The sequence below is a fragment of the Clostridium sp. CM038 genome (assembly GCF_055081105.1).
Genome location: NZ_CM143651.1, coordinates 1943599 through 1970033, shown reverse-complemented (window position 1 = coordinate 1970033; position 26435 = coordinate 1943599). Strand labels below are relative to the sequence as shown.

Sequence of the window (26435 nt, the reverse complement as noted above, 5' to 3'; positions counted from 1 at the left end):
TTGTATACCGAGATGCAACCTCTTGGCATATATATTTTATTTAAGAATTATACCTCAATTGTAAATAGAACAGGTTGCTTTTAGATTTACAATTGAGTAGCATTTCATTTTTTCACCTTTAAATATGATATTTTACTCCCAAATCAACAGGATAAAAAGAAAAAAACATAAGCACCTATAAAAAATATAATTTTATAGATTGGAAATAAAAAGTTTTTGTAATTCACATCTACAAATATCGCTGTCAATCCTACACAAGTATTTCTTAAGGAAATAGCTTGTTTGTTATTCAGTTTACCAAAAAATGTTTGATGTTGATTCTCCGTATTGAGTTGCATCTTATATACTAAAAGAGAAATAATTATTGCTAAATCAACTATAAAAATAATAATCACTATTGGTAACCTGTAGCTTTATAATATCCTGAAGCCATAGAAGTCATTTAAAAATTACTATTATTATATTTAGATGGTTTTAAATGTCTGAGTGGGAAGGAATAAATGTTTTTCTCAAAGCATGTACAACTTTTATTCTTATGTAATTTTATTATAGTGCAATATTTACATTTTTTCAATTTATTAAATTAAAAAAAATAAGCCTTATAGTTAGTTCATAAAATGTGTGTTTTTGCCCACCCCCCCCGGAAAGGTGGAATAAGCAAATTATCTGAAAAACTTTTTAAATATTCTATGCCAAGTTATAAATGGGTAACACCTACAAATGTGTAAAACCGATAACTTTATGGAACTTATTAATATAGTAAATAGGTTTGTTATTATTAAATTGATTCATATTCTTTAACTCTTCTATAAAAAGCATTATTTTTCATGGTAACAAACTCCATAGCTTTTGCAGCAGTTATATTGATTTGCTTCCACTATTTTTTTATGCAAGAGTAAGTAGCAAAGACCAATCTTTAGAAAGACAAGTTTCTACGGCTAAAGACCTTGGAATACAGGATGAATACATATTTATAGAAAAAGCCAGTGGTAAAGATTTTAAGAGACCTGAATACCAGTTAATGAAACGTATTCTTAGAAGTGGTGGTATTTTATACATAAAATCTCTTGATAGATTAGAAGAAATAAGCAAATGTTCTTAGATGAGTGGAAGGATTTTATAAAAAATAAAGAAGTTGATATAATTGTTTTAGATATGCCTTTACTATGTTAATGTAAATGATTTAGTAAATAAAGCTTATACAAGTTCAAAAGGGTACGATTCTAAGATGGCAAAACATATGTCTAAGGATGTGTATACCTCTACAAATGGTTATATTATGTATGAACTGTATCAGTGTAAGAAACCTATTAAAATTTCTTTCAAGTCAACTGAAATTAATCAACATAAAATTAATGGAAAGATATTTTTATATATGATTTATGATTTTGAGATGTTTGATGCTGATGGAAAGTTAGTAACAGGTGCAATGAATAGTTCCGTTGTGTTTACAGTTACAGGAACTAATGATAATTTATACTTAGAAAAGAAACAGGAATATATGAGTGGAAATGACGTTCCTAAAATGTATAAATAATACTAATACTTGGCATCTCTGTAGCAATGGAACAAAAACGGAAATGGGAAATACAATTTACACCATTGCTGTTTAATTAGTTCTTTATTATTCAATAGGGCGTACTACCCCCTTAACATCATGGGTAAATATTCATTTAAGGTATCAGAAGAAATTAGAAAAGGTATGTTAAGATCCTCGCTTACTTTAGAATCGGAAATAGAATAAATTTAATATGGTAACAGCTAATAAGTATAGTGTATTATTAACTGTTACCATATTTTTACACGTTTATAGCCGTTTTCTGTTCCGTTACTACCTGTACCACCTATAATTGGATAACAATTAAAAATAAATGTAAGAAGTTATTTGAATCTAATTATTCCGAGTTGATTTCTTGTTTTTATAATTATCATGGTATTTAATATATAATCTAGTTATGAGATTAAAAGACTCAAAAACACATTGCAAAAGACTTTATATCACGTTTAATTGTGTTAACACAATTAAATGTGATGTATTTTTATAATGGCAGATGAGAAATGTACAGTATTAGGAATTAGGAGTGATACGGAAGAACTTAAAAGGTTTGACGAGTTTGTAGGAAAAAAAGGTCAAAACACCCATTTAAGAAGATTAGATGATTTTTTCTATTAATCCATATTGCTCTATCTAAATAAGAAATTGATTAATACATTATTAAATCAGTCATTATAACAAATAATAGGTGTATTAGCATCAATATTATTATATATAGTTTTTGTTAAACTAGGTGTACAATTTATAGAACCACGAGAACCATTTGCCCAATATACACTTCCGCCAAATAAAGGTCTAGAACCTAGATCATGCATTTCAATTCCATCATTAAAAGTCATAAAAACCGATGCAGGCACACTATAACCCGGACTATTTAATATAAAATTTCTTTGTTTATATTTTAATTTCCAAACCCATGTCGGTGTTTGATGATGATTGCTAACACCACCAGTAACAACATCTCCTTGTACAATAAGCGAATCATTCTTATAAAACCATAAATGCTGTCTTGCCAAATTGCGACTCAAACCACTATTCAAATAAGTGATCACTTATCGCTATAATTCCTATATATTCCAATTTAACACAATATAATTTTTCGGGGTTTTAGGGGTACCGCCAACTAAACCGGCAAGCCACTCATGGCACTTTTTTTATTTATTGAATATATTGGCTATGCATTTAATCTCAAATTTTGTAAATGGTTGTAAGTATTTTTATAAAATTGTATTATTATGGTTACCATGGTATTATTATTTGAAGTTAATGTTAAATAAGGGGGAATTATTAATGCGGAAAACAACTTTAAGAAAGATGAACCGACAGCCTCGTTAGATGCACAGGGTGAATATGAACTATTTAATAATTTTAAAGAGCTTATAAAAGATACAAATAGTATTATAGTTTCACATAGGTTCTCAACAGCAAAGATGGCTGATAAAATTATTGTTATAGAGCAAGGGGAAGTTGTAGAAATAGGATGTCATGAAGAGCTTATTAGAGATAAGGGTATATATTATAGATTGTATAGGATTCAATCAGAATCATATGAAGAGAGTTTTATAGTAGATAATATAAGACAGGTTGATGTAGAAATGAAAGACTGTACAATATCAGTTGGTTAAAAAATAAACAACAAATTATAAGTGAGAGTGATTAGAATGGAGCAGAAGTCAAAGTATAAGAGCATATCAAAATTTATAATTATATGTATTTTTGTAGCATATATTGCAATAATATTTAAGATAGTTGTATTTAAATATCCTGGATCTATACATATATTTTCAACAAGAGCAGCTAGTTTAAGACGCTTAAATTTAATTCCATTTAAGCTATGGGTTGATTTCTTTGAAAATGCATCCAGTCTGGGATGGGCATGGGCTATATCTAATTTATTTGGTAACATAATAATATTTATTCCACTAGGATATTTATTACCTTTAATCTTAAAAAAGGCTAAGAGTATATTGCCGGTAGCATGTATGTCATTTGTATTTAGCTTAGTGCTTGAGTCTTTACAATATGTATTAGCAATAGGGAGTTCTGATATTGATGATATTATTTTAAATACATTAGGTGGAGTAATAGGATATTTGTGTTATAAAGTAGTTACTAAAATATTAGTAACTAATAAAAAAATATGTATAGGTACAATAACACTAACAGTTTTATTTTTAGTAAGTGGATTTACAGTTGCAAAGGCTGAATTCGGAAATATGATTGGAATAACAAAATTTGAGCACGAAGTAATCGGAGGAGATGTTATACCAGAATCAAGGGTCGATTATATAGGAGCTTTTATTAGTTATGATGCTAATATTATAAATATGTATGATGGTATGATTGTAGATAGCAATGTAGACACTTCATTAATGGAAAAATTAAATGTAAAAGTTAATGAAGATACAAAGATCTATCTAAATACAATGGAAAGTAAAAAAAATAAAATGACTACTGAATATAATGAATATACGGACTCAGTAAGTAGTATAGAAAAAAATTCTACTTTATCTATTTGGGGGAAAAAGGTAGAGGGTAAGATAGTAGCGGAAATAATTGTTATACAAAAACCAATCATAAATCAAGAAGGGTCTACTATAAGTCATACAGAGGATAAAAGAAATAAGAAGACTACAGACAATAAATCAAAAGATGATATTCAAATTCCAGAAGCGAAGTCTGATATAGAAGGTTGCTTTAAAGAGTATGAAAATGATGTAATAACAATTAACCGTATAGATAATTTCGAAAGTGGGGAGTCTACTATTTCCGTTTCATCCGATAATAAGGTGAAAATAAAAGTACAGGATGATACAAATTATATTATTAAAGTTATAACTTCAGCAGGAGAAGTAAGGTCTATAAAATCAACTTCTATAGATGATATGAAAAAGGGCGACAAGTTAGATGTTTGGGGAGAAAGTTCTGATGGAGCACTAATAGCTGATAAGATAGTAATTATAAGGATGGAATAAAACTAATATTAGCAAACTCTCCATAGTAAAGTAAAAACCCTGGTAGCATATCAGAAATACAATATTTAAAAGATAAAATAATAAAAAATAGACAATGATAATTTTATAATAGAGTAGAAACAAGAATATATATAAGAAAAAGATGTACCGATTGAATTATAATAATCCTATAAGTGGAATTTAAAGAGTAACAGGATATTTAAGTTTGGATGAAAGATTTGGACTAGGTAAATATCATGAAAGACAAGATAGGAGATCACATACAGGAACTGATAAAAATAATTATCAAGTTTTATAAAAGATATACCTAGCAGGGTGATTCGTGTTGATTAACATGAATTACCCTGCTTTTGAAGTTGATTAATTAGAAAAACAGGAACCCACTGATAACAGAATTTATGAAATATATATGGATAAAAATATAGTAAAATCAAGATAATAATAACTTAAGTTTCGGAGCATAGAGTAATTCTTTCTTCCTAAACCACGCCAGTATACGCTTAATAATTCTAAATTTCTTTCTGATAATAAAGTATATCTCTCTTTATTTCCTTTACCACTTCTAATTCTAATCTTCATGTCATTAATTTAACTAGAATCGATGCACGCCGTCGGGTACCCAAAAAAGGACTAGCTTTATCATTAGTAGCTCTTAGTTACCATGGTTTGAGGGACGAAAACACTGGGAAGCTTAGAGAGTCTTATGCTGAAGCTTGTTCTCTTTTTGGGTGACGGTATACGTGCCCAGACCTTGTCCTTCCAAATTCCCTATACTACTAGTAGCTATAAAATATAATAATTATTATAATAAGGTTTTATAAAATATATATACTATAATAATATTTCGATATCCAAGAAGGAAAACACGAAGACTAATTACTTTTTTAAAATTTGTAGGATGCTGGTAAATGGACGAGTTTGTGACCTCTACTATAAATTTATTTTTTTGAAATTCTAAATTTTCAGAACTGAAAATAGCCAAAGTGATGATAGAAAGAAAGGTGTAATCATAACAAATTCTTCAGGCAAATTAGATTTACAACATATTTATATTTTGGATAAAGAGAATAACATACTATACGAAAAAACATTCCAGTAAAAATAAAAGGATAGCTTTTAAAATCTATCCTTCATATTCTTACCATGTCATGTTAGGCGACTTAATAGTTCCATCAAAATTACCATAGTAACTATCCATAAAATAATTTGCACTCAAACCATACCAAAAAGTACCTGCAGGCCTACCGTAAATACATGCAGTGGCCGATGCAAAATTCTTATTATAATTTCTACTATAACCCGATTTTATAATTTTATAATTATTATTAAATACGTAAGCATGTGATGAACTTATGATTGCAAAAAAACCTAATTGCTCTTGACTCTCATTCAACCCGTTAACAACCTTCTCAATGTCTTTTCCTAAATTACTAACAGTAAAAATTTATATTTAATGCTAACTAATAACTCCATATCTTTAGATTGAGTATCTGCAAGTGACTTCTTATACTGTTCCACTTCAACTTTATATTGTTTATATTCCTCAAGTATTCCTGTAAGAGGGGTAGTAACCGCAAAGCGTAAATTTACAACGCTAAGCCAGTTATTTACAGTTGGATATTATTATTTGAATATTGCGAGTTAGAATTAATATGTAAAAGTTCTACCTCAAAAAAGTATATAACATCAGTGTAAATCATTGATATACCTAGGGTTTAATCACTAAATGATAAAGCTCTTATTTTTTTGCTCAAAACAAGTTAGTTAAAGTAGAATTATAGTATTGATAACACTAACTAAGCGAGAGATAAAAATGGCGATAATTCTGATTATGATTTAGTAGATAACATGAGACCTTTGAAAGTAATTTAACATTACTCCGATAATGGGTATAATATTCCTAAAAGTTACGTCAAATTGATAAATTAATGCGTCATATAAAGTATTAATAAACACATGTAAGTGGTAATTAGTAATTTTAAAAAATGTCTTGTTTTCTATTTTAAAGCATTATATGATGTTTATAGACATCGATGTACTTTATAAAGAAAGGAAGAATTATGAATATAGAAATTGAAAAAACTTCATTTTATAGAATTGCTTATATAAGGCAGGTTGGATCTTATGGGCAGAATAATATTAAAGTAATGGAAAAATTAAAGAAATGGGCTAAGTCTAATGGACTGCTTAATGAGCAATCTATCATACTAGGAATTGCCCATGATAACCCTAAAATAGTAGAACCTGAAAATTGTCGTTATGACACAGGTCTCGTTATTTCAAATGATTATTGCATTAGTGATGATTATATTAGTGATGGTAACATTCTTGGAGGAAAATATGCAGTTTTTAAAATAAGACATACAGCTGAAGAAGTTCAAAAAGCGTGGCTTGCAATTTTTCCGGAATTATTCAAGAAAGGGTATCAACTGGATGAGGCAAGACCTATTCTTGAAAGGTATAAAACTGAAATGGTTAAAAACCATTTTTGTGAGATTTGTGTACCAATTAACTAAAATTTAGTTTTAATAAATTATAGGTTATAGAATTTAATAAAATACGTAAGTCTTACGCATTAGTTGTGTCCCATTCTTCATACTTTACATCATAACAGCCACGAAATAGTAGTTCCGTTTTTGATTTATAGTTCATCAAAAATGGAGAATACTGTCTTATGGCTGTTTTTTTCACGAATCGTCTCAATACCCCATATATTTAATAACTGTTTTATTGCATCAGCGTCTTGGGAATATATGCTTAACCGGGCGAATTTACGCTTTGCGGTTTCTACCCCAATAACATCTCCATCCTAAAGCATTATCAAATATATATGATGCTATAAGCAATGTATTCTTGAATTTCAAATCCATTTATTTACATGCTTATAGCCGTTTTTGGTTCCGTTACTACATATACCCATAGTAGGTTGAAAACAAAAAAACAGATCCTGCTGTAGTGCAGTAGGATCTGTTTCCCTTGGGGGAAGGGGAAATAATTTCATTTGCTTTAGACAAGTTTACTGACTGCTACTAAGATTAAATAGAATGATGAATGCTTAGGTACTTTAATAGATTAGTTTACTTTTGGGCAGTGAGTAGGATTGTCCAAAGCTTCATTTGTGACCTAGAGTAGTGAAAGAGCTTGTGCCACATCAGGTTTTAGTATGAAGAATGAAGGAGAAAATATGCTGTGGATCAGCCTTTGACTGCGGAGTAAAATAATTAATGTTTTAAAATATATTTACAATGTAACGATTAAGGCTGTAAAGTGCTTAGTTTAACAATTTAAATCTTTAAGATGTCAATTTTAATATAAATTAAATTTATGATGTCCTAAACAATCAATATTATTCATCAAGTGAGTGGTTATTACTATCATAAATTCACTCCTAAAAAGTGTCCCTGAGAACACAAAATCAATGTACTCCATTTATAATATATCAGATAAAACAATACATTCAAATATACAATAAGGGAAAAGGCGTTAGTTTAATTTGATATAAACCTTTATATATCAACGCTTTATGTTGCTTTTATGAATGTAAGGTTTTGCTTAAAAGATTACATTCGTACATAAGAATTTAAAACTTGAGATTTATAAAAATAATCTGATCTATGAATTCAGCAAGTGAAATAATTACATTTATGTAACTACACTTTCCTTAGCGTACGAAATAACATTTTTGCTGACGATACCCCAACATTATATTTTTCTTTTAATTTCCGGACATTTTATATTGCAATCTACATTCTCAAAGGTTTGAGTCACAAAAAGTTGACAAAGTAGTATATTACTAATACAATACCCATTAAACATATAGGTATTATAAAAAAAATTTAATGAGGTTCACCAGAAAACTGGAGGATGAAATTATTTCTAAATTATAGAAGCTGTTTTGACCTTTTTATTTATATTTTAAACAAATAAATCAAGAAAGGAAATGAAAATATGAATAGGCAAAATTTAAAAGATGAAATGACTCCAAAAGAAAGAGCGGAAGCAATAGCAAAAGGTAAGTCTTACGATAGAATTCAATGTGGACCTAGTATTGGTGATCATGCTGCAAATCTTATAAATGTAAAGGTGTCTGAACTTCATTTTTCAGTAGAAAAATTTTTACAGGGACAAATTGCAGCAAATGAAAAATATGCCATTGAGTCAACCATTATCGGGCCAGGCCTTGGAGGAATCGCAGAAGCATTGGGAAGTAAACTTGTTTTCCCTGACCATGGGGCTCCTTATGTTGCAGATTACGCAATAAAGAACTTTTCGGATTTGGACAAGATTTCCTTTGCAGATCCTCAAAAGTCCGGTAGGTTTCCCTTTATTTTACAGACTGCTGAAGCTCTTGTAGATAAGTTAGGAAAAGAAATACCAGTTTCTGTTGGAATTCCAGGACCTTTTACAACTGCAGGAAATCTTAGAGGTACAGTAAATTTCTTACGAGATTTAAGAAAAAATCCAGAATTTGCACATAGGATTCTTAGACTTGTAACAGATACAACTATTGCGTTTATTAAGGAAGTGGCTAAGCGTGATGTGAGCATAGAAATTGATGAACCAACTGCTTCAGGGGCTTTAATAAGTAAGGACATGTTTGCAAAATTTACTTTGCCATATTTAAAAAAAGTTATTGATGCAATTATCAGTTCTGGTAAAAGTGCTCCTACCCTACACATTTGCGGAAATACAACAAAGATTTGGACACTTATGGCAGATGCCGGGGCAGGCGCTTTAAGTCTTGATGAAACTATAGATTTAAAAGAAGCAAAAAAGGTTATAGGTCACAGAGTAGTCCTTGTAGGCAATGTGAAGCCTACGGCCACCATGTATTTGGGTACTCCTCAAGATGTTGAAAGAGAAGCAAAGGATTGTCTTAGAAAAGCTTATGACAGTCCAAAGGGATATATACTTGCTTTAGGTTGTGGTTTGCCAATAGATACTCCGCCTGAAAATATTCTTTCCTTACGTGCTGCAGCTAGGAAATACGGCAAATATCCATTTGATCCTGAACTTTTTGAGTAGTCACGGAAACTAATATGTAAAACTTAATTATGTATAGAGTCATTATAGTGCTATAAATTTTATATTCAGAGAGCAGTTAGGAATAAAAATAGGTATAGCAAACAAGCCTACACGATGCAGGAATTTTCAGAAAAAAGTACTTAATTGTCAAACAGCTACTCTAATAAATTTAAAATACTAAAACCTGAAACTTTAAGTCTTGCATCTAGATGAATATTAATTCCAGCAATCATAGTCATAAATGAATAACGTTTTTTACCATGTATTCGTAAAGTATGAATTTTATAATCATTTAGAATACGATTGTTTATACGTTCTGAGCAGGTTCTAGTTTTATAAATAGTTTTCCATTGTTTTGAGCCGCGAGGCACAGGAGTAAACAACCGCAAATCCCATGATGGTTTAGTGTAGATTACTCGCCCATAAGGTGAAGGTGAGCACTGTTCACAGCAAGAGCAACTAGCAACCTTTTTTAAAACTAAAGGGCAACGCCATTTAAGGCGTGAACGACTTTTTTCATAACCGTTATAGACCATTTCATGGCCACCAATACAGATAGGAAATCCTTTTTCATTAATATCTAGAGTAACTGGATATTTTGAATTTCCTTTGTTTTTGGAGTTCAGATCAATAAAGGGATTAATGTTCCATTTAGAACATAATTCATATGTAGGGTAGTTATCATTAGCTGAGTCAAGAACATAATTTGATATAGTGAACTGCGGTAACAGTTCTCTAAATTCAGCTAATGCTACTATTCCAGTGACACTGTCGTGTCTGCTTGCCTCTACAAATCGTAGATAAATAGGTAGATCTATCTTATATTTTTTATTATAGACAGATAAAGCATAGAGAGTGTAGCCATAAAACCAACGATTTTCATGGCTGTCCCAACCCCAATTAGCATTTATGTCAGAAAGTCTACGAGGGCATTTGCAATCGTAAATTCCATTTTCACGGCAGTCACAAACTTTAGAACCATAGTAAGAAGACTTACAGTGAACACAAGTACCATCGCCGCCAACTGTAAGGTTATCTTTTTCTATTAAGTTAAGATTAAAAGAGGGTTCTACAGCAACTAATGAGAATATTTTTTGAAGCAGCCTTTCGGCTCTTAGGGAAAATGAGCGACCAGCTTCAAAAAAATCTGAAATTCTCTTAACAACACCAGTTTTTTTATTAGGAAGCTTTTTATTTTTCCCGGGTGCCTTAATTTTAGAGGGTTTCTTCTTATACGAATATATTTTTTTTAGGTTTACCCTGTCGGTAGACAGATTTGAAAGCCATAATCTAGAGATAAAATCATAATGAGCACCAAGTGATGGGACATTATTTTTAGTGCAGCCTATACAGGTTGCAAGTAACTCACAGGCATGAATCTTTTTAACCCAGTTGGTAATGCTTGTTTCCTTTTGAAAAAGCATTAAAGAAAATGAACGAAATATCTCAGGTTGAAGAGTTGCAGGTCTACCAATATTAGAATAATAAGGTTTTAATATCTCTCTAAGAATATCTAAGTCTAAGCAATACAACTTAGAGATAGAAGGTTCAAGTTCTATAATTTTTTTAGGAAAAGCTTTGTAGAAACATGAGAGATTTAAAATAATAAATTGCTGATAATCAGCATGAGAGCTCCAATTTTTAAGCATAAAATAATCCTCCTATTAAAACATGTCTTTAAGAGGAGGACCGCAAAATTTTACAGGCTTGTCAAGTGTTTTATGCAAAAAAAGTGGGGGAATCAACAAAAATTAATGATACTAAAAATGAGTAATCACAGGAGCTAAGGAGTTTCCGTGAAAGCTCTTTTTAGATAAGGGGGGATTTATATGACTATGAAAATTATTGCTTGTGAGGTTATGAAAAAAGAGTTGCTTTCTATAACACCAGTACTTGATGTTGAATTTGAGTTTATATCTATGAATCTACATCTTTATCCTGAAAAACTTAGGAAAGAATTGCAGTGCATAATTGAAAGATCAACAGGGTATTCGAGAATTATTTTAGCTTTTGGCTTGTGCGGTGGGGCAGCTAAGGGGTTGGTGCCCACCCATTGCACTCTAACAATACCTAAAGTACACGATTGTATTTCAATTTTTCTTGATTCAGGTAAATTAAATCAAGGTATTTATGAAAAGAAAACAGGTACCTTTTATTTATCTTGTGGTTATATGAACTCAGAGAAATCAATACTTGCTGAGCACAATCGTATTAAAGATAAATATGGTGAAAAGAAAGCTTTAAAAGTCCTCTCAAGAATGTATGAAGGTTATAACCAGATATTGTTTATTAAAACCGGTTGTTGCAGCGAAAAGGCTGATATTGAACAATCTGGAGAAATAGCAAAACTGCTTAACCTAAGTCATGACACAATTAAAGGAAGTGATACTTTTATTGAACAGATTGTAAAAGGTCCATGGGACAATGATAAATTTATAAATATAAGTCCCGGGGGTATTGTTAAAGAGGATGATTTTAATATTGGTATAAAATAATGCACTAAAAATGGAGGGTATAAAATGTCAGATAATAAAGAAATATTATTTAAGAAACTAGCGGAATCAGTGGTTGATATGGATGAAGATGTAGCAATAGCTATTTCAAAAGAGGTAATTGCGCAGAAGTATGATGCATTTGAAGCAATTGATAAAGGATTATCAGCAGGTATGGAAAGAGCAGGAGAGCTTTTTGAGGAAGAAGAATATTTTATTCCAGAGCTTTTAATGTGTTCCGATGCAATGTATGCAGGACTTGATATTTTAAAACCACATATAAAAATAGATAAAAATGAAGTGAAACACAAGGTTATTATAGGTGTAGTTGAGGGAGATACTCATGATATAGGGAAAAATCTTGTAAAGATTATGCTTGAGACTTCAGGCTTTGATATTATTGATCTTGGAAGAGACGTTCCACCTTCAATATTTGTAGAAAGAGCGAAAGAGGAAAATGCAAATATAATAGCACTTTCAACTTTAATGACTACAACTATGGATAACATGGCAGAAGTTATAAGAATTTTAGACAAGCAAAATATCAGGGATAAATTTAAGATTATGATAGGTGGAGGTCCAATTTCACAAGGGTTTGCGGATAGAATTGGAGCAGACGGGTATTCGGTAAATGCAGCAGAAGATGTAAGACTGGCAAGGAAATTAGTTGCTGCTTCAATTGTAGTCTAATTACTTTTTAAAATTAAAAAGAAAAGAGGGTTAAAAATGGAAGTACTTACTCAAAAAGAAAGATTGCTAAGAGTTTTAAATAAAGAAAAAGTAGATAGGCCTCCTGTTATTTGCCCAGGGGGAATGATGAATGCGGCTATAATAGATGTAATGAAAAAAACCGGGCATACTTTGCCTCAGGCACATAAGGATGGTAAGCTTATGTGCTTGCTTTCAAAGGATGTTCATACTCATACAGGCTTTGAAAACTTGGGGATTCCATTTTGTATGACTGTAGAAGCTGAGGTTCTTGGAAGTAAAGTAGATTTTGGAACACTTGCCTGTGAACCTAAAATTATTACAGAAGTATTTTCTTCCGTTTCAAATGTAGAATTTAAAAATATAAGTGAAATTCTTAAAAACGGACGTGTTGATACCATTATCCAGGCAGTTTATTATATATCAAAGCAAAATGATGACGTGCCTGTAATTGGCAGTTTGACTGGACCTATAAGTACTGCTGCCTCTATGGTTGACCCAATGACATTTTTGAAGGAGTTAAGAAAGAATAAAGAAGGATCACATAAAGTTATTGATTATGTAACAGATTTTTTAATAGAGTATGCAAAACTTATGATTGATAACGGAGTTACTGTTATATCCATTGCAGATCCTACAGCAACTGGAGAAATACTTGGACCTAAAATGTTTGAAGAATATGCTGTAAGATATTTAAATAAGCTTATCAATGGTATTCATTCTTTGAATGTACCTGTTATAGTTCATATTTGTGGTAAATTAAATGCTGTAAAAAATCTGTTGCCCAATATAAAATGCAATGCTATAAGCACAGATTCACTAGTGAATTTGCGTATTCTTAAAGAAGAGTACCCGTCTCTTACTACTATGGGGAATTTAAGTACCTACCTATTAGAATTTGGTTCTACAGAGAAAGTTGCCAGTCAAACTGAGAAGCTTTTGCGAGATGGTATAAATATTATATCTCCTGCATGTGGTTTAAGTACTTCTTCGTCTCTTGAAAATATATATACTTTTACGAAAACAGTTAGGGAAGGAAGTGTAAAATAATGGTACAGGTAAAATTTGTTCCGGATAATATAACAATTAGTGTTGAAGTTGGAACTACAATTCTTCAAGCAGCGCGACTTGCAGGGGTAGTAATAGAGTCCCCTTGTAATGCAGCTGTAACCTGTGGTAAATGCAAGGTAAAGCTTGATAACATCTCAATAAAGAATGTAATTTCAAATGGAGTACATCATTTATCCAAAGAAGAAGAGACGGCAGGATTTGTATTATCCTGTGCTACAAAAGTTATAGGGGATGTTTTAGTTGAGGTAACTCGTAAGGAACAAAATGAAAGCTTAAAAATTCTAAATCATGGCAAAAGTTTTGAATTTAAAATTAACCCTATAATTAAAAAGAAGTATTTTGATGATGAAGGCGTAACGAGAGTATATTCAGGGGAACAAATTATTGGAATTGAAGCAAATAATACGGAAAATAAGAATTTTGGTGTTGTAGTTGATATTGGTACAACTACCATGGTTGCTTCTCTTATAGATTTATTTAATGGAGTGGAAATTAGTTCAACTTCTTGTCTAAATCCACAAGCAATTCATGCACAGGATGTTTTGTCGAGAATAAAGTTTGCATCTGAGGAAAAGGGCTTAAATACCATGTATAGTGGTGTTACTCGTGAAATTAAAAATATGATAAGTGAAATAAGTAAAAATGCAGGTATAGCCAATGAAAATATCTATGAGGTTATTCTAAGCGGAAACACTTGTATGTTACATCTAGCAACAAATATAAACCCTAGTTCGCTTGGTAGGTATCCTTATACTCCTAAAATTTTTGGCGGGAACCATGTTGAAGCGTTGCATCATGACTTTAATATTTCCCCTTTTGGACTAATATATCTTCCACCTATAATTTCTGCTTATGTTGGATCAGACATAACATCAGGTATCCTTGCAGCTAAATCATATGAAAAAGATGGTGTTACACTTTTTGTGGATATTGGGACAAATGGTGAGATGGTTCTAAGTTTAGACGGAGAATTATCAGCGGCCTCCACTGCTGCAGGCCCCGCCTTTGAAGGAATGAATATAACTCATGGCATGAGGGCGTCTAATGGTGCTATAGAGTTTTTCAATATAGAAGATGACGGAAACATAACTGTCAAAACAATTGGTGATGACAAAGCAATTGGAATTTGTGGAAGTGGACTTTTAGACATTGTTGGTGAGCTTGTTAAACATGGAGTAATTAAGAAAAATGGTAAGTTTGTTGATACAGATAAAGAAGAAGTGAAACCTCTATTGAAGGAAAAGATAGTTAAACATGAAGGCAAAACGGTATTTAAAATAACTGATAAAGTTTACTTATCACAAAAGGATATAAGGCAAGTACAGCTTGCAAAAGGTGCAGTTAGGGCTGGAATAGAATTTTTACTGAGGAGTAAAGACATTACGGCTAATAAAGTAGACAAAGTACTGATTGCAGGGTCTTTTGGCTACCACCTCAGAGCAAAAAGTTTAATAAATATAGGTCTACTACCCTTAGAACTTGAAGACAAAATTGACTTTGTCGGAAATACTTCAAAATCTGGAGGGCAAATATTTTTATTAAATAAGTCTTATAGGAAGGAAATGGAGACAGTAGTTAAAAAGGTTGATATTATTGAACTTTCAAACTATGAAGACTTTGATAAAGTTTTTGTACAAAGCTTGAGCTTTAGATAGAGTGAAGAAATAAGTGTTGATAGTGTTAACTAATTTATGTAATAACTAAATATTAGGAGGAATTAATAATGAATAAAGAATATTTAATTAACAAAGGATTTGCTACTAAAGCTATACATGGAGGAAGTAAGGTGGATCAATACGGAGCACTAGCTACTCCAATACATCAAACAGCTACCTTCGTTTTTGACTCAGCTGATCAAGGTGGTAATAGATTTGCAGGAAGAGAAGATGGCTATATTTATTCAAGACTGGGAAATCCCACTAACACAGTTTTAGAAGAAAAACTGGCAATACTTGAAGGTGGAGAAGCATGCATGTCTATGTCATCAGGCATAGGAGCCATAACTTCAGCAATGTGGTCATTATTAAAGGCTGGAGATCATGTAGTGGCATCAAAAACTATTTATGGCTGTACTCATGCATTTTTAAGTAATGGGATTGCAAGATTTGGCGTTGAGGTTACTTTTGTTGATGTTACGAATCTAGAAAATGTAAGAAATGCTATGAAAGAAAATACAAGGGTTGTTTTCTTAGAAACACCTGCAAATCCAACGTTACTCATAACAGATATTGATAAAATATCAAAGATTGCACATGAAGTAGAAAATTGCATAGTAATGGTGGATAATACATTCAGCACGCCATATATACAAAGACCATTAGAACTAGGCGCAGACGTGGTAGTGCATTCTGGAACCAAATTTCTAAATGGACATGGTGATGTAATTGCTGGCTTTGTTATCGGATCTAAAGTATTTATTGATGAAGTTAGATTATTCGGTGTTAAGGATATGACAGGAGCTTGTTTAAGTCCTTTTGATGCATATTTGATTATACGAGGAATGAAAACACTAGAAATTAGAATGGACAGACACTGTGAAAGTGCAATGTCTGTAGCTAAATTTTTAGAAGCTCACCCAGCAGTAGAAAATGTATATTTTCCAGGACTTGAGAGTTTCCCACAATATGCATTAGCAAAAAAACAAATGAGCCTTCCAGGAGCGGTAATTGCTTTTGAAATAAAGGGTGGAGTAGAAGAAGGCAAAAGGGTTATAAATGCAGTTGAAATGTGCAAATTAGCTGTTAGTTTAGGAGATCCTGAAACTTTAATTGAACATCCTGCTTCAATGACTCATTCTTCATATCCACAAGAAGAAAGATTGGAAGCTGGTATAACTGATGGTTTAATAAGGTTGGCAGTAGGGCTTGAAAATGTTAAAGATATTATTTCTGATTTAGATGGAGCACTTAATTTGATTGTTAAATAGTAAGTCAAGATTTATAGATAAACACAGCTCATGACTGTGTTTTTTTGTTAATTACCAAGACAAGTTTTAGGTGGATAATCTAAATTTTTGAGTGTATATAAATTGATAAAAAACAGTAAATGTTTTTTTAAAAAAGTAAAAGAGCATACTTTTATTAAAAGTAAGAGGCTATACTAGTAATGGTACGAATATAACTTTTAATGTCAAGACAGGAAGTTACTCTTATAATAGCACTGGAGCAGCTACTAATAAGTCAAATACTGTATTTAATAACTATAATAGGGGGTAAGGCAACATAGCCATCAAGCTAAGCCATATTGAATATTAGTAAGTCAGTATTAAATACTATATTTTACCATTAAAATTTATTTTGATAAATTTTAATGGTAAATTTTAAGTGTACAATAGTATTCAAACAATTTTAGGGTACACCAAAAAAAGCCACGTATATAGTGGGACTTTTACAATTTTATCAAGTTGTTTTATGCTGCAACTTTAGCCTGCGATGATGTTAATTTATAACAAACTCCAAGAATATCAAAAACAGTTTTCTTATCCTTTTTATGAGATTTCAGACCATTCCTAACTACATTTTCAAATATTAATTTTAAGGTATCGAGAACTTTATTAGGGAATTTGATAAGCTCAAAATATAGACTATCAATATATTCATGAACTATTTCACAAGTTTTAATTTCACTGGCTTCAAGGCCTTTATTTTCTAAAGCTAAAGTCCTCATTTTAAACATTACAGCAGAGCTTATTAGTAGCAAAATAAGTTTTCCATAAAGCTGACATTGAAACCGTTCTATTTTAACTAACTTTACAACCTGTATACTAAATATGGATTTCCACGTTTTAAATATTATTTCGATCTGCCATCTTAAACTGTAAAACTCATGAACCTGCTTTGAACTTAAAACTTCTTCCTTAATATTCGTTATATAAATAGATATACCTAATAATTCAATCGTATTATTACTTTTTTCTATACCCTTTTTTTTAGCATTCTTCACAGATTTTTCTGTTCTTTTTTTCAATTGATCATTTGTTAGTTTATATAAAATAATCCTTGTTTTTAGCGTCTTTTCCTTGCCTACATAGACATCCTTAATTTCATAACGGTCCCCCTCGCCCATCTGTTTCATTATGTCAGAAATATAGATTCTTTTAAAAAGGCTTGATTTTTTAGGATCGCCATTCTTATAGTACTCTATATCCTTATTTTCTATATATACTGCTATATTAGGTTTGAGTCTTGATATGTAAAACGCTTCTCTATCTTCTATGTCCAAAAAATCTTCAAAGTTTAAATACCCAAGATCTCTTAAAATAAGATCCCCAGATTTGATAGTATCTCTTATTTTGCTCCCAAAAGTATTGTCGCTTCCTGAGCCAGCTCCTACTTGTATATTAAGAAGATTTCCAGATTTCAATTCATATTCTAGTTGTATTTTTACACCTGAAGCTTGAGAGCAGCCACCAGATCCAGGATAAATATCTTTATAGCTTTCTGGTACTTGAAAAGCAGTAGAATCAAGTATTCTTATTCGTTTGAAATGTTCATCCCATACACTTGGTATACAAGTATTATTTGTTATTGTTTGGCGCAACAGGTTCTCAAAAATCTTCTTTAAAAATTCCACACATCTTTCATTTAAACGTTGATCTAATGCTTGATTAGAAATAACTATTCCTATTTTTGCACTAAGTTTTGTACATAAGGTAACAAGTGTATTATTCGCAACCTCTGCATCCATAAAGCAGCATAAGCAAACGAATTCCCATGCTTTAATTTTACCTTTTCTTTTCACAAAGCCTGTTACTCTAGCTATTTCTTCAATCTCCTCTTTTGAAAAACATCTTTTAATTTCAGCTGCAAAATGTTTCATATCTTTATCCAATTTTAAGTTTTCTTCTATCATTTGTAAATTACCCCCATTGATGTGTTTTGTTATCTTTTAAATGATAACATTTTTACAAATGGGGGGCTTTATTTTTATAGACTTCCCTTAGCTTGATGGCTATGGGGTAAGGCAACAATTCGTCAAAAAACAGCCACAAGACAGCATTTCCCATAATGAATTATAAATCAAAATCGTGACTACTATTTTGTGCCTATTATAACGTAAAAAAAGAGAATTGAGAACTAATATATAATCATTGTTTGAAGTCCATCCTTATAAATTCTTTGCCATCTGGTAGCGTATATCTTTTGTGTTTAATACAATTAAATTTAATGATAGAGAATGCTTCTTTAAGTCTGTACTCATTAATGTCATGATGAATGGATAAAATAGGTTCTAAATGTGAATCATTCTTTGAATTACTTACAAATGAATTGCTATTTTTTCAGGCGTGTAAATTATTTTGTGTATACTCTTTCTATAGGCAAAAAATCGATCTATTAATTTTTGTAAAATAATATTATTTAAAGTCGATTAAAGTTTTTTATCTATTCTACGAATATAATCTGGAAATACAAAGAAAGTTATAAGATTATCCCAATTATCTTCCCAACTCTTAATAGCATTTGGATATTTACTTCCCCATTTTTCTTTTGCAGAAATTAAATTTTCAAGTGCAAATTGTTAAAATCATGCCATTTTATAAAGCAAGAATGTGGGGTGGGGGGGACCGGCTGGTCAATGAATTCCACTATGTTGGGCGAAGTATATAATGTTGTGGCTTTAAAGAATCATGCAGATTGTGAAATCCCGGAAATGAAAATGACATTATCTGAATTATATGAAGCAGAGCCAAAATGGTTTCAATGTAATACCAGTGAGTTGCCTGTTCGTGTAAATATTTTAGATCCAATTGCTGATTTACCAGTGCAGGTCCATCCGGGTGATGAATTCGCAAAGAAATATAATAATGGAAGAGGAAAGCCAGAGGTCTGGGTTATTTTAGCTAGGGGTAGGGCTCGCAAAGCGTAAATTTACAACATTAAGCCAGTTATTTACAATTCGACACTATTATTTGAATATTCCGAGTTAGAATTAATAGACAATAGTTCTAACTCAAAAAAATATATAATATCAATGTAAAGCTCTTATTTTTTTACTCAAAACAAGTTAGTTAAAATGCAGTCATAGTATTGATAACGCTAACTAAAACAGTAATAAAAAATATATATTAGTTAATGTGAAATTTAAGAAAAACATTAAATTAACACGAGTATATTTAATAGGGGGTAGCATACGCAAAAATGATATTTCGTACGTTAAGGAAACTAAAATGCCATAAATGTAAATATTTTACTCGTTAATTAACGGTAATAATAGTATAATTAAATAAATGTTTTGTGTCGCAACAGTAAAAAAGAACTAAACCGCTAAAAACGGTGGCAGACAAGTGCTAATCATATTAATTTAATTTTTACTTAAATAAAATAGAAAGAAGTATCCTTATTTGACTAAGATACTTCTTTATTATAATACACACTTCCTATAAACTTTTATTGTCGAAATAAAAAATAAGGAAGTGTTATTATTTATGTCAGAATTAAGAGAAAAAATGAAAATGGATATGGAACTAAGGGGTTATAGTCCAATGACTATAAAAAGCTATATCAATCACGTTAGTAACTTTGCTAAATTTTACAACAAATCACCAAAGTATTTAGGTGAAAAAGAAATTTGTGACTATCTACATTATTGTATCATTAAAAAAAAATTAAGTGAAGGAACAGTTAATTATATTAATTCAAGTCTTAAATTTTTTTATACTAAAACTTTAAATAGATATTGGAATTCGGACAAAATTGCAAGGATGAAAGAACCATCAAAATTACCTCCTGTATTATCTCCAGATGAGGTTAAATCTATCTTTGATGTTACTGAAAACCTTAAGCATAAGGCAATTCTCATGACGGTCTACTCCGCAGGATTAAGAGTTAGTGAAGTTTGCAACCTAAAAATAACAGATATTGATAGTAAAAACATGCAAATATTAATTAGAGAGGGCAAAGGTAAAAAAGATAGATATTCATTGTTGTCTAAAGCAAATTTAGAAATCCTCAGAGAGTATTGGAGCAGATATCATCCTACGGAATATTTATTTTCTGGAAAGGGTCGTACAGATTCTATAAGTCCACGTAGTGTTCAGAAAATGCTCGAGAAATCTATAAAAAAAACTAAAAACACTAAGCATGCAACTGTCCATACGCTTCGCCATTATGTAGAGTGTTTGATTATGGTGAGTGTAACTCCGCAACATCAGCTGTTAAACAACTTAACCTAAAAACACTCACCATAATATTACACATTTTTACTCACATAGGCTGTTAAGCCATTTCATTAAACCTGCATCTTTCTCCCACTTTGGCAATTCATAAGTGACTAAATCTATATATGAATTTTCTAATGCCTTTCGTTTCATTTCACTATCTGCCCTTGCGTAAATCTCAGTTGTCGCCACATCAACATGACCCAAGAAATCACGAATATATATTAGATTTACACTCGCTTGGAGCAAACACATAGCTTTGCTATTGCGAATAACATGTGGCGTTACAGGAAAGTCAATGCTGAAGTGTGGATTCTGTTTTGCCTTTTCTACATATTTATTTATAATATATGATACGCCCCAACGTGAGAGTTTTCTATGCTGTTGATTATAGAAAACGGGCAATTCCATTTTTGAGATTCCAGTGCTTTGTTTACTTTCATCTAAATATTGTTGGAGTATCTTCTGGATCTATGTCAATATCTTAGACATAAAAAGTCGAACTTTTTATGAAGCCTTTTTAGCCAAATCTTCACACTGTTGAGGAGTAATATATCCAATACTACTATGTATCCTTTTTATATTGTACCAAGCTTCTATATATTCAAATATTCCTAATCTTGCAGCATCATAATCAAAATATTTAACATGGTAAACTTCTTCTTTTTTCAATGAGGCATGAAATGACTCAATGCAAGCATTATCATATGGGCAACCTTTGGCACTAAATGAGTGTTTAATAATTTTAGTGCTCTCTATATATTCTTTAAAAGCGAAGCTTGTATATTGGCATCCCAAATCGCTATGAAGTATTAGAGGCTTAGTTGGTTTTTGTAGCTGTATACCATTTTTAACAGCTTGTAGGGCTAATGTAGTATCAATGAATTTAGCCATAGCGTGACCTATTATTTTTCTGCTATAAAGATCCATGACTGATGCTAAATAGCACCAACCATCTTTAATAGTATGGATGTAAGTGATATCTGTTACCCACTTTTCATTAACTGTAGTAGCTGTAAAATCTCTCTTTAAAATGTTTTCCTGCTCTATTATTTTATTTTTAGATGAAGTTGGTCTATATTTTTTTACTATTAAAGATCTTATCCCCAATTTTTTCATCAATCTTTGTGTTCTTTTTAAACTAATAGTTATCCCCAGTGCATTTAGTGATTTATTTATTTTAGGAGCCCCATATCGATTTTTGCTTGTGCTGTGGATATTTATAATTTCTTTTTCTATATTCTTGTTTTCAATTTCTCGCTTGCTTGGTTTCTTGTGTAAATAATTGTAATAAGAGCTTCGTGCAACACCTAAAACCTCACACATTAGTTTGATATCATGATATTTTTTGTTGTTAGTAATGAATTCAAATACAGTAGTTATTTCCTTGCGAATATACCCATTGCTTTTTTTAATATTTCAACTTCTTCTTCAAGCTTAGCATTTTTCTTTAATAAGTTTTTGTATCCTTCTGCAGTTAAAGTTATATTTTTATCCACAGCTATTGGCTTATTTTTATTTATCCAACCTGTTACCGTTGATTTTGAAAGGGCATATTCACTGCTTAACTCTGCTAAGCTTTTTCCAGAGTTATATAGCTCTACTATTGTGTTTTTAAATTCATCTGTATATTGTTTTTGACCTCTTGCCATTATAAACACATCCTTATCTTATTTATATTTTAATGTGTTCGGCTTTCCGTGTCTACAATATTATACTAACACCAACTTTGGGGCGGGTTTATTATTGTGCGCCCGGCATGGGCGCAATCTAATGGGTGAAAGTCCCTAGCACGGGTTAATAGTGCCAAGTGCATAGCTTAAGACAAGGGTGTCCATCGTGAGATGGAATCTGAAGGAAGTTGGCGGCCAAACTCCGGTCTGACGAACAGAAACTACATATAAGGCATATGCTTGTGGGTAAGTTTGCAATACAAAACGAAGCCCAAAACTATTCGAAACAAGTGGTGTAAATGTAGCAGATAGATGGAGTGAAAGATTGCGTTCTTACCCGGGGAGATCTGATAGGTAAGTTGTGGATATGAATTTAGAAATAACAACCCATACAGTGATGTATGGCTGAACTATCAGAAGTCAGCAGACGTCATAGTACCATGCAAAACGCGTTAGCGTGGGAAGGACTGAACAATAGGAGGTTTTGGAATTTTGAAGGATACGAGAAAATATGATAAAAGCAGACAACTTCATAAAGAAGGCTCTCTACGAGAGAATAGAGTGGAACTCGAAGGTAATGTAGAAGTGCATAGTATTTCCTCTATGTCAGAAGAAGGAAGAAACGATGTGAATGAATATGATAATGGTTTACTCGAGCAGATATTATCGAGAGATAATATGAATAAAGCATATAAAAGAGTAAAAGCCAATAAAGGAAGTCATGGGATTGATGGTTTGACAGTAGATGAACTTCTACATTATCTAAAAGAGCATGGACAAGAATTAAGGCAATCATTATTAGAAAGTAGATATAGACCTCTAGCCGTAAGAAGGGTAGAAATACCAAAACCTGACGGTGGAATTAGGCTACTTGGAATACCTACTGTATTAGATAGAGTTATTCAGCAAGCGATATCACAAACTCTAATACCAGTATATGAAAAGAAATTTTCTGATAATAGTTACGGTTTTAGACCTTTAAGAAGTGGAAAACAAGCTGTTGAAAAATGTAGGGGATATATTAATGCTGGACATACATGGACGGTGAATATAGACCTTTCTAAATACTTTGATACGATAAATCATGATAAATTAATAAGGATACTATCGGAAGATATTAAAGATAGTAGAGTAATTTCTCTGATACGAAAGTATCTACAAAGTGGAGTGATGATAAATGGGGTATTTATGAATACAGAAGAAGGAGCACCTCAAGGCGGGCCTTTGTCCCCATTATTAAGTAACGTAATGTTACATGAACTCGATGTAGAACTAACAAAACGAGGACTAAACTTTTGTAGATATGCTGATGATGCGAATATATACGTCAAAAGTGAGAAATCAGCAAATAGAGTAATGAAGAGTATTACGAGATTTATTGAGGAAAAGTTAAAGCTTAGAGTGAATAAAGAAAAGAGTACAGTAGATAGACCTTGGAAACTTAAATTTTTAGGATTTTCATTTTACCGAGCAAAAGGTGAATACAGAATGAGAGTTCCTCAAAAACCTATAATCAAATTCAAAGCAAAGCTAAAAGAATTAACTTCAAGAAGTAATGCGATGAGCATGAAATATAGGTTTATGAAACTTAAGCAAGTGATAGTTGGATGGATAAATTATTTTGCTATTGCAGACATTAAAAGTATTCTTAAAACACTTGATGAATGGTTAAGGCGAAGAATTAGAATGTGTTTTTGGAAACAATGGAAAAAGATTAAAACAAAATATGGGAACCTTGTTAAATTAGGAATACCAAACAATAAAGCTTTGCAATATGCAAATACAAGGAAAGGCTATTGGAGAACATCCAATAGCCCTATATTAAACAAAACATTGACCAATAAATACCTTAAAAATATAGGATTAGTTTCTATATCTGAGACATATTTATTAAAACATTAATTTCTATTGAACCGCCGTGTACCGAACGGTATGCACGGTGGTGTGAGAGGTCGCTAAATAAATTAATTATTTAGCTCCTACTCGATTTTTGAAAGAGGAATATTTATGTTAAAGGTTGTAATAAAGGATGGCACTGTAATAAATTCTAATGAAGAAGAAGGGCACTTAGACACACCGCCTATCATATACTTGCTATTATATCCAAATGCTAAATTAGCTATCGGCCCTGCAATAGATAATGGATTTTATTACGATTTTGATGTAGTAGAACCCTTTACTATGGATATACTCGAAAAAATAGAAGTAGAAATGAGAAAAATAGTTAAAGAAGACTTAAGATTAGAGCGATCAGTAGTTTCTATAAAAGAAGCTTTGAAGATTATGGAAGATAAGGGACAAATCTATAAAATAGAACTCATTAATGATTTACCAGAAGGAGAAGAATTAGTTTTTTTTAAGCAGGGAGATTTTATAGAACTCTGTGCAGGGCCACATGTATTATCAACTTCAAAAGTAAAAGCCTTTAAGCTATTATCAGTTGCAGGAGCTTACTGGAGAGGCAGCGAAAAAAATAAAATGCTTCAAAGAATATATGGAACGGCATTTGCTAAGAAAAGTGAACTTGATGAATATTTGAATATGATTGAAGAAGCGAAGAAAAGGGATCATAGAAAACTTGGTAAAGAACTAAAATTATTTGCTTTAATGGATGAGGGACCAGGATTTCCATTTTTCCTTCCCAATGGTGTAGTTTTAAAGAATAATTTAATTGAGTACTGGAGAGAACTTCATAAGAAAAATGGTTATGTTGAGATAGAAACTCCTATGATATTAAACAAAGAAATGTGGAACTATACAACTAGATTTACACCTTCCCCAAAGATTTGACTTACAATATATCGGCAGTGATGGAGAAAAGCATAGACCTATTGTTATACACAGAGTGATTTTGGGTAGCATAGAAAGATTGCCCTATATCATAGTTATTGGTGAAAAAGAACAAAACTCAGAGAGTATATCCCTCAGAAGTAGAAAAAATGGTGATGAGGGTAACTGTTCACTAGAGGCCTTTATTTCAAGGATCACACAGGAAATTGATGGTAAAATGCTAGATAATTAGGTGTATCATATGAGTCATAAATAGGAGAAAAAGCATATAACATAATTTTTATTGTGTTGTATGCTTTTTTATATTAGGAAACAATAACTTCAAATTTAAAAGACTGATTTTAAAAATAGAGTATATTTACAATTCTTTCAAAACGAGTAATAGACTCAATGTGAATGTAACTCAATTGTTTATTGTGTTACATTCAGGTTATTAATTACTAATTCAGGAAATTCTTCTACAACTTTTCCACCAGAATTAGTTATAATATTTTTTACATTTTCATCAATATTATTATCATCAAATACTATTACTAAATCTATATTTTTAGGACTTATGTCCGCTGCATTTGATGTAATATTAGTAGTTAGCATAGTAAAACTAAAAATAATCAAAGTAATTAATATACATATTGGTTTATTTTTTTGTCTGTTTTTCATTTTATTCTCCTCTACTTAAGTCATATTTAAAAATATGTTTTTTTGTAATATTTCATCATAAATCGAACAATTTATGATGATATAAAAACATATTATGTTGAAAAATACAAAATTATGCAATGTAAATATTGTAGGGCATTATTCATTTGACTTAGCAAACAAATATTATCTGGTAAGCGAGACCATTGCAACCAATGGACAAAAAACTATTCGGTAATAAATTGTAATTATATTCTGTTTATGCCTTATTACTACACAACCCCCAATCTAAAACTATAAGTAGCTTATCGGTAGTGGTATAATAGTCCTTGATATTAAGACACATCTGTA

The 26435-nt window shown here is 31.3% G+C and carries 23 protein-coding genes and 2 pseudogenes; 17 read left to right on the top strand and 8 right to left on the bottom strand.

Annotated elements, in window-relative coordinates; genetic code table 11:
• Positions 1 to 868: 868 nt before the first annotated feature.
• From ACWJKS_RS08945 to ACWJKS_RS08935, 3 genes are all read left to right on the top strand, one after another.
• Positions 869 to 1102 carry a recombinase family protein gene (locus ACWJKS_RS08945; RefSeq protein ID WP_462960992.1) on the top strand — a complete coding sequence of 78 codons (234 nt, stop codon included), beginning with the start codon at positions 869 to 871 and terminating at the stop codon, positions 1100 to 1102.
• 126 nt (positions 1103 to 1228) lie between these two features.
• Positions 1229 to 1537: a hypothetical protein gene (locus ACWJKS_RS08940; protein ID WP_220287220.1), complete on the top strand. Its 309-nt coding sequence runs from the start codon at positions 1229 to 1231 to the stop codon at positions 1535 to 1537.
• A 507-nt stretch (positions 1538 to 2044) separates the two neighbouring features.
• Positions 2045 to 2173 (top strand): hypothetical protein, encoded by a 129-nt coding sequence (locus tag ACWJKS_RS08935; protein ID WP_462960991.1) that lies wholly within the window; start codon positions 2045 to 2047, stop codon positions 2171 to 2173.
• A gap of 47 nt (positions 2174 to 2220) precedes the next feature.
• Here the strand turns inward: ACWJKS_RS08935 and ACWJKS_RS08930 are convergent, their stop codons facing one another.
• Positions 2221 to 2571, bottom strand: a complete 351-nt coding sequence (locus ACWJKS_RS08930) for a L,D-transpeptidase (protein WP_462960990.1) — start codon at positions 2569 to 2571, stop codon at positions 2221 to 2223.
• Positions 2572 to 2985: 414 nt separating this feature from the next.
• On the opposite strand from ACWJKS_RS08930, the gene ACWJKS_RS08925 reads away from it, so the two are divergent.
• Both ACWJKS_RS08925 and ACWJKS_RS08920 read left to right on the top strand, forming a co-directional pair.
• Entirely contained in the window at positions 2986 to 3180 is a 195-nt protein-coding gene (locus ACWJKS_RS08925; protein ID WP_216303486.1) for a hypothetical protein, read from the top strand.
• Positions 3181 to 3216: 36 nt separating this feature from the next.
• A complete protein-coding gene (locus ACWJKS_RS08920; protein ID WP_220319670.1) occupies positions 3217 to 4530 on the top strand; it encodes a VanZ family protein in 1314 nt (437 codons plus the stop codon).
• Positions 4531 to 5668: 1138 nt separating this feature from the next.
• Here the strand turns inward: ACWJKS_RS08920 and ACWJKS_RS08915 are convergent.
• Positions 5669 to 5923: a hypothetical protein gene (locus tag ACWJKS_RS08915; protein ID WP_216303488.1), complete on the bottom strand. Its 255-nt coding sequence runs from the start codon at positions 5921 to 5923 to the stop codon at positions 5669 to 5671.
• Between the two features lie 667 nt (positions 5924 to 6590).
• Between ACWJKS_RS08915 and ACWJKS_RS08910 the strand changes: the two genes are divergently transcribed.
• A complete protein-coding gene (locus ACWJKS_RS08910) occupies positions 6591 to 7046 on the top strand; it encodes an AraC family transcriptional regulator (protein WP_216303489.1) in 456 nt (151 codons plus the stop codon).
• Positions 7047 to 8478: 1432 nt separating this feature from the next.
• A complete protein-coding gene (locus ACWJKS_RS08905) occupies positions 8479 to 9555 on the top strand; it encodes a uroporphyrinogen decarboxylase family protein (RefSeq protein WP_462960989.1) in 1077 nt (358 codons plus the stop codon).
• A 155-nt stretch (positions 9556 to 9710) separates the two neighbouring features.
• Here the strand turns inward: ACWJKS_RS08905 and ACWJKS_RS08900 are convergent, their stop codons facing one another.
• Entirely contained in the window at positions 9711 to 11204 is a 1494-nt protein-coding gene (locus ACWJKS_RS08900) for a hypothetical protein (RefSeq protein ID WP_462959674.1), read from the bottom strand.
• Positions 11205 to 11384: 180 nt separating this feature from the next.
• Between ACWJKS_RS08900 and ACWJKS_RS08895 the strand changes: the two genes are divergently transcribed.
• The 5 genes from ACWJKS_RS08895 to megL all read left to right on the top strand — a co-directional run bounded on the left by ACWJKS_RS08895 (position 11385) and on the right by megL (position 16752).
• Positions 11385 to 12050, top strand: a complete 666-nt coding sequence (locus tag ACWJKS_RS08895) for a DUF1638 domain-containing protein (RefSeq protein ID WP_165414838.1) — start codon at positions 11385 to 11387, stop codon at positions 12048 to 12050.
• Positions 12051 to 12074: 24 nt separating this feature from the next.
• On the top strand, positions 12075 to 12737 hold the full coding sequence (locus ACWJKS_RS08890; RefSeq protein ID WP_462960988.1) for a corrinoid protein: 663 nt from the start codon (positions 12075 to 12077) through the stop codon (positions 12735 to 12737).
• 36 nt (positions 12738 to 12773) lie between these two features.
• The gene (locus tag ACWJKS_RS08885) at positions 12774 to 13805 is read left to right on the top strand and encodes an MtaA/CmuA family methyltransferase (protein ID WP_216303493.1); all 1032 of its coding nucleotides are present in this window, start codon (positions 12774 to 12776) and stop codon (positions 13803 to 13805) included.
• Entirely contained in the window at positions 13805 to 15481 is a 1677-nt protein-coding gene (locus ACWJKS_RS08880) for an ASKHA domain-containing protein (protein WP_462960987.1), read from the top strand. The genes ACWJKS_RS08885 and ACWJKS_RS08880 overlap by 1 nt, the downstream gene beginning before the upstream one ends.
• Positions 15482 to 15549: 68 nt before the next feature.
• On the top strand, positions 15550 to 16752 hold the full coding sequence (gene megL, locus ACWJKS_RS08875) for a methionine gamma-lyase (protein WP_220287207.1): 1203 nt from the start codon (positions 15550 to 15552) through the stop codon (positions 16750 to 16752).
• 482 nt (positions 16753 to 17234) lie between these two features.
• Here the strand turns inward: megL and ACWJKS_RS08870 are convergent, their stop codons facing one another.
• Both ACWJKS_RS08870 and ACWJKS_RS08865 read right to left on the bottom strand, forming a co-directional pair.
• Positions 17235 to 18677, bottom strand: coding sequence for an IS4 family transposase (locus tag ACWJKS_RS08870; protein ID WP_462960986.1), 1443 nt, complete (start codon positions 18675 to 18677; stop codon positions 17235 to 17237).
• Between the two features lie 531 nt (positions 18678 to 19208).
• A pseudogene (locus ACWJKS_RS08865) lies at positions 19209 to 19337 on the bottom strand (transposase); the annotation flags it as partial.
• Between the two features lie 63 nt (positions 19338 to 19400).
• Between ACWJKS_RS08865 and ACWJKS_RS08860 the strand changes: the two are divergent.
• Together ACWJKS_RS08860 and ACWJKS_RS08855 are read left to right on the top strand one after the other, a co-directional pair.
• A complete protein-coding gene (locus ACWJKS_RS08860; protein WP_268064135.1) occupies positions 19401 to 19691 on the top strand; it encodes a hypothetical protein in 291 nt (96 codons plus the stop codon).
• Between the two features lie 559 nt (positions 19692 to 20250).
• Positions 20251 to 20997: a site-specific integrase gene (locus ACWJKS_RS08855; protein WP_462960985.1), complete on the top strand. Its 747-nt coding sequence runs from the start codon at positions 20251 to 20253 to the stop codon at positions 20995 to 20997.
• A gap of 27 nt (positions 20998 to 21024) precedes the next feature.
• Here ACWJKS_RS08855 and ACWJKS_RS08850 read toward each other — a convergent pair whose 3' ends face one another.
• Together ACWJKS_RS08850 and ACWJKS_RS08845 are read right to left on the bottom strand one after the other, a co-directional pair.
• Positions 21025 to 21393 (bottom strand): tyrosine-type recombinase/integrase, encoded by a 369-nt coding sequence (locus ACWJKS_RS08850; RefSeq protein ID WP_462960984.1) that lies wholly within the window; start codon positions 21391 to 21393, stop codon positions 21025 to 21027.
• Positions 21394 to 21489: 96 nt separating this feature from the next.
• Positions 21490 to 22634 (bottom strand): IS3 family transposase gene (locus ACWJKS_RS08845; RefSeq protein WP_462959637.1). Its coding sequence is split into 2 segments (ribosomal slippage): positions 21490 to 22385 and positions 22385 to 22634, totalling 1146 coding nucleotides; the frame shifts between segments, so codons are not numbered across the junction.
• Positions 22635 to 23147: 513 nt separating this feature from the next.
• Between ACWJKS_RS08845 and ltrA the strand changes: the two genes are divergently transcribed.
• From ltrA to ACWJKS_RS08830, 3 genes and pseudogenes are all read left to right on the top strand, one after another.
• A complete protein-coding gene (gene ltrA / locus ACWJKS_RS08840) occupies positions 23148 to 24557 on the top strand; it encodes a group II intron reverse transcriptase/maturase (protein ID WP_258280593.1) in 1410 nt (469 codons plus the stop codon).
• 164 nt (positions 24558 to 24721) lie between these two features.
• Positions 24722 to 25406, top strand: a pseudogene (locus ACWJKS_RS08835) (threonine--tRNA ligase); the annotation flags it as partial.
• Positions 25407 to 25506: 100 nt separating this feature from the next.
• Entirely contained in the window at positions 25507 to 25677 is a 171-nt protein-coding gene (locus tag ACWJKS_RS08830; protein ID WP_375294754.1) for a His/Gly/Thr/Pro-type tRNA ligase C-terminal domain-containing protein, read from the top strand.
• Between the two features lie 179 nt (positions 25678 to 25856).
• Here ACWJKS_RS08830 and ACWJKS_RS08825 read toward each other — a convergent pair whose 3' ends face one another.
• Positions 25857 to 26105, bottom strand: coding sequence for a hypothetical protein (locus ACWJKS_RS08825; RefSeq protein WP_462960983.1), 249 nt, complete (start codon positions 26103 to 26105; stop codon positions 25857 to 25859).
• Positions 26106 to 26435: the final 330 nt, after the last annotated feature.

Bases quoted from the DNA above. Each gene is read 5' to 3' on its own strand.
- ACWJKS_RS08890 (WP_462960988.1), top strand. From the start codon at position 12,075: ATGTCAGATAATAAAGAAATATTATTTAAGAAACTAGCGGAATCAGTG.
- ACWJKS_RS08825 (WP_462960983.1), bottom strand. From the start codon at position 26,105: ATGAAAAACAGACAAAAAAATAAACCAATATGTATATTAATTACTTTG.
- ACWJKS_RS08940 (WP_220287220.1), top strand. From the start codon at position 1,229: ATGGCAAAACATATGTCTAAGGATGTGTATACCTCTACAAATGGTTAT.
- ACWJKS_RS08860 (WP_268064135.1), top strand. From the start codon at position 19,401: ATGAATTCCACTATGTTGGGCGAAGTATATAATGTTGTGGCTTTAAAG.
- ACWJKS_RS08935 (WP_462960991.1), top strand. From the start codon at position 2,045: ATGGCAGATGAGAAATGTACAGTATTAGGAATTAGGAGTGATACGGAA.
- ACWJKS_RS08870 (WP_462960986.1), bottom strand. From the start codon at position 18,677: ATGATAGAAGAAAACTTAAAATTGGATAAAGATATGAAACATTTTGCA.
- ACWJKS_RS08885 (WP_216303493.1), top strand. From the start codon at position 12,774: ATGGAAGTACTTACTCAAAAAGAAAGATTGCTAAGAGTTTTAAATAAA.
- megL (WP_220287207.1), top strand. From the start codon at position 15,550: ATGAATAAAGAATATTTAATTAACAAAGGATTTGCTACTAAAGCTATA.
- ACWJKS_RS08905 (WP_462960989.1), top strand. From the start codon at position 8,479: ATGAATAGGCAAAATTTAAAAGATGAAATGACTCCAAAAGAAAGAGCG.
- ACWJKS_RS08920 (WP_220319670.1), top strand. From the start codon at position 3,217: ATGGAGCAGAAGTCAAAGTATAAGAGCATATCAAAATTTATAATTATA.
- ACWJKS_RS08910 (WP_216303489.1), top strand. From the start codon at position 6,591: ATGAATATAGAAATTGAAAAAACTTCATTTTATAGAATTGCTTATATA.
- ACWJKS_RS08925 (WP_216303486.1), top strand. From the start codon at position 2,986: ATGGCTGATAAAATTATTGTTATAGAGCAAGGGGAAGTTGTAGAAATA.
- ACWJKS_RS08855 (WP_462960985.1), top strand. From the start codon at position 20,251: ATGTCAGAATTAAGAGAAAAAATGAAAATGGATATGGAACTAAGGGGT.
- ACWJKS_RS08900 (WP_462959674.1), bottom strand. From the start codon at position 11,204: ATGCTTAAAAATTGGAGCTCTCATGCTGATTATCAGCAATTTATTATT.
- ACWJKS_RS08880 (WP_462960987.1), top strand. From the start codon at position 13,805: ATGGTACAGGTAAAATTTGTTCCGGATAATATAACAATTAGTGTTGAA.
- ACWJKS_RS08850 (WP_462960984.1), bottom strand. From the start codon at position 21,393: ATGGAATTGCCCGTTTTCTATAATCAACAGCATAGAAAACTCTCACGT.
- ACWJKS_RS08895 (WP_165414838.1), top strand. From the start codon at position 11,385: ATGACTATGAAAATTATTGCTTGTGAGGTTATGAAAAAAGAGTTGCTT.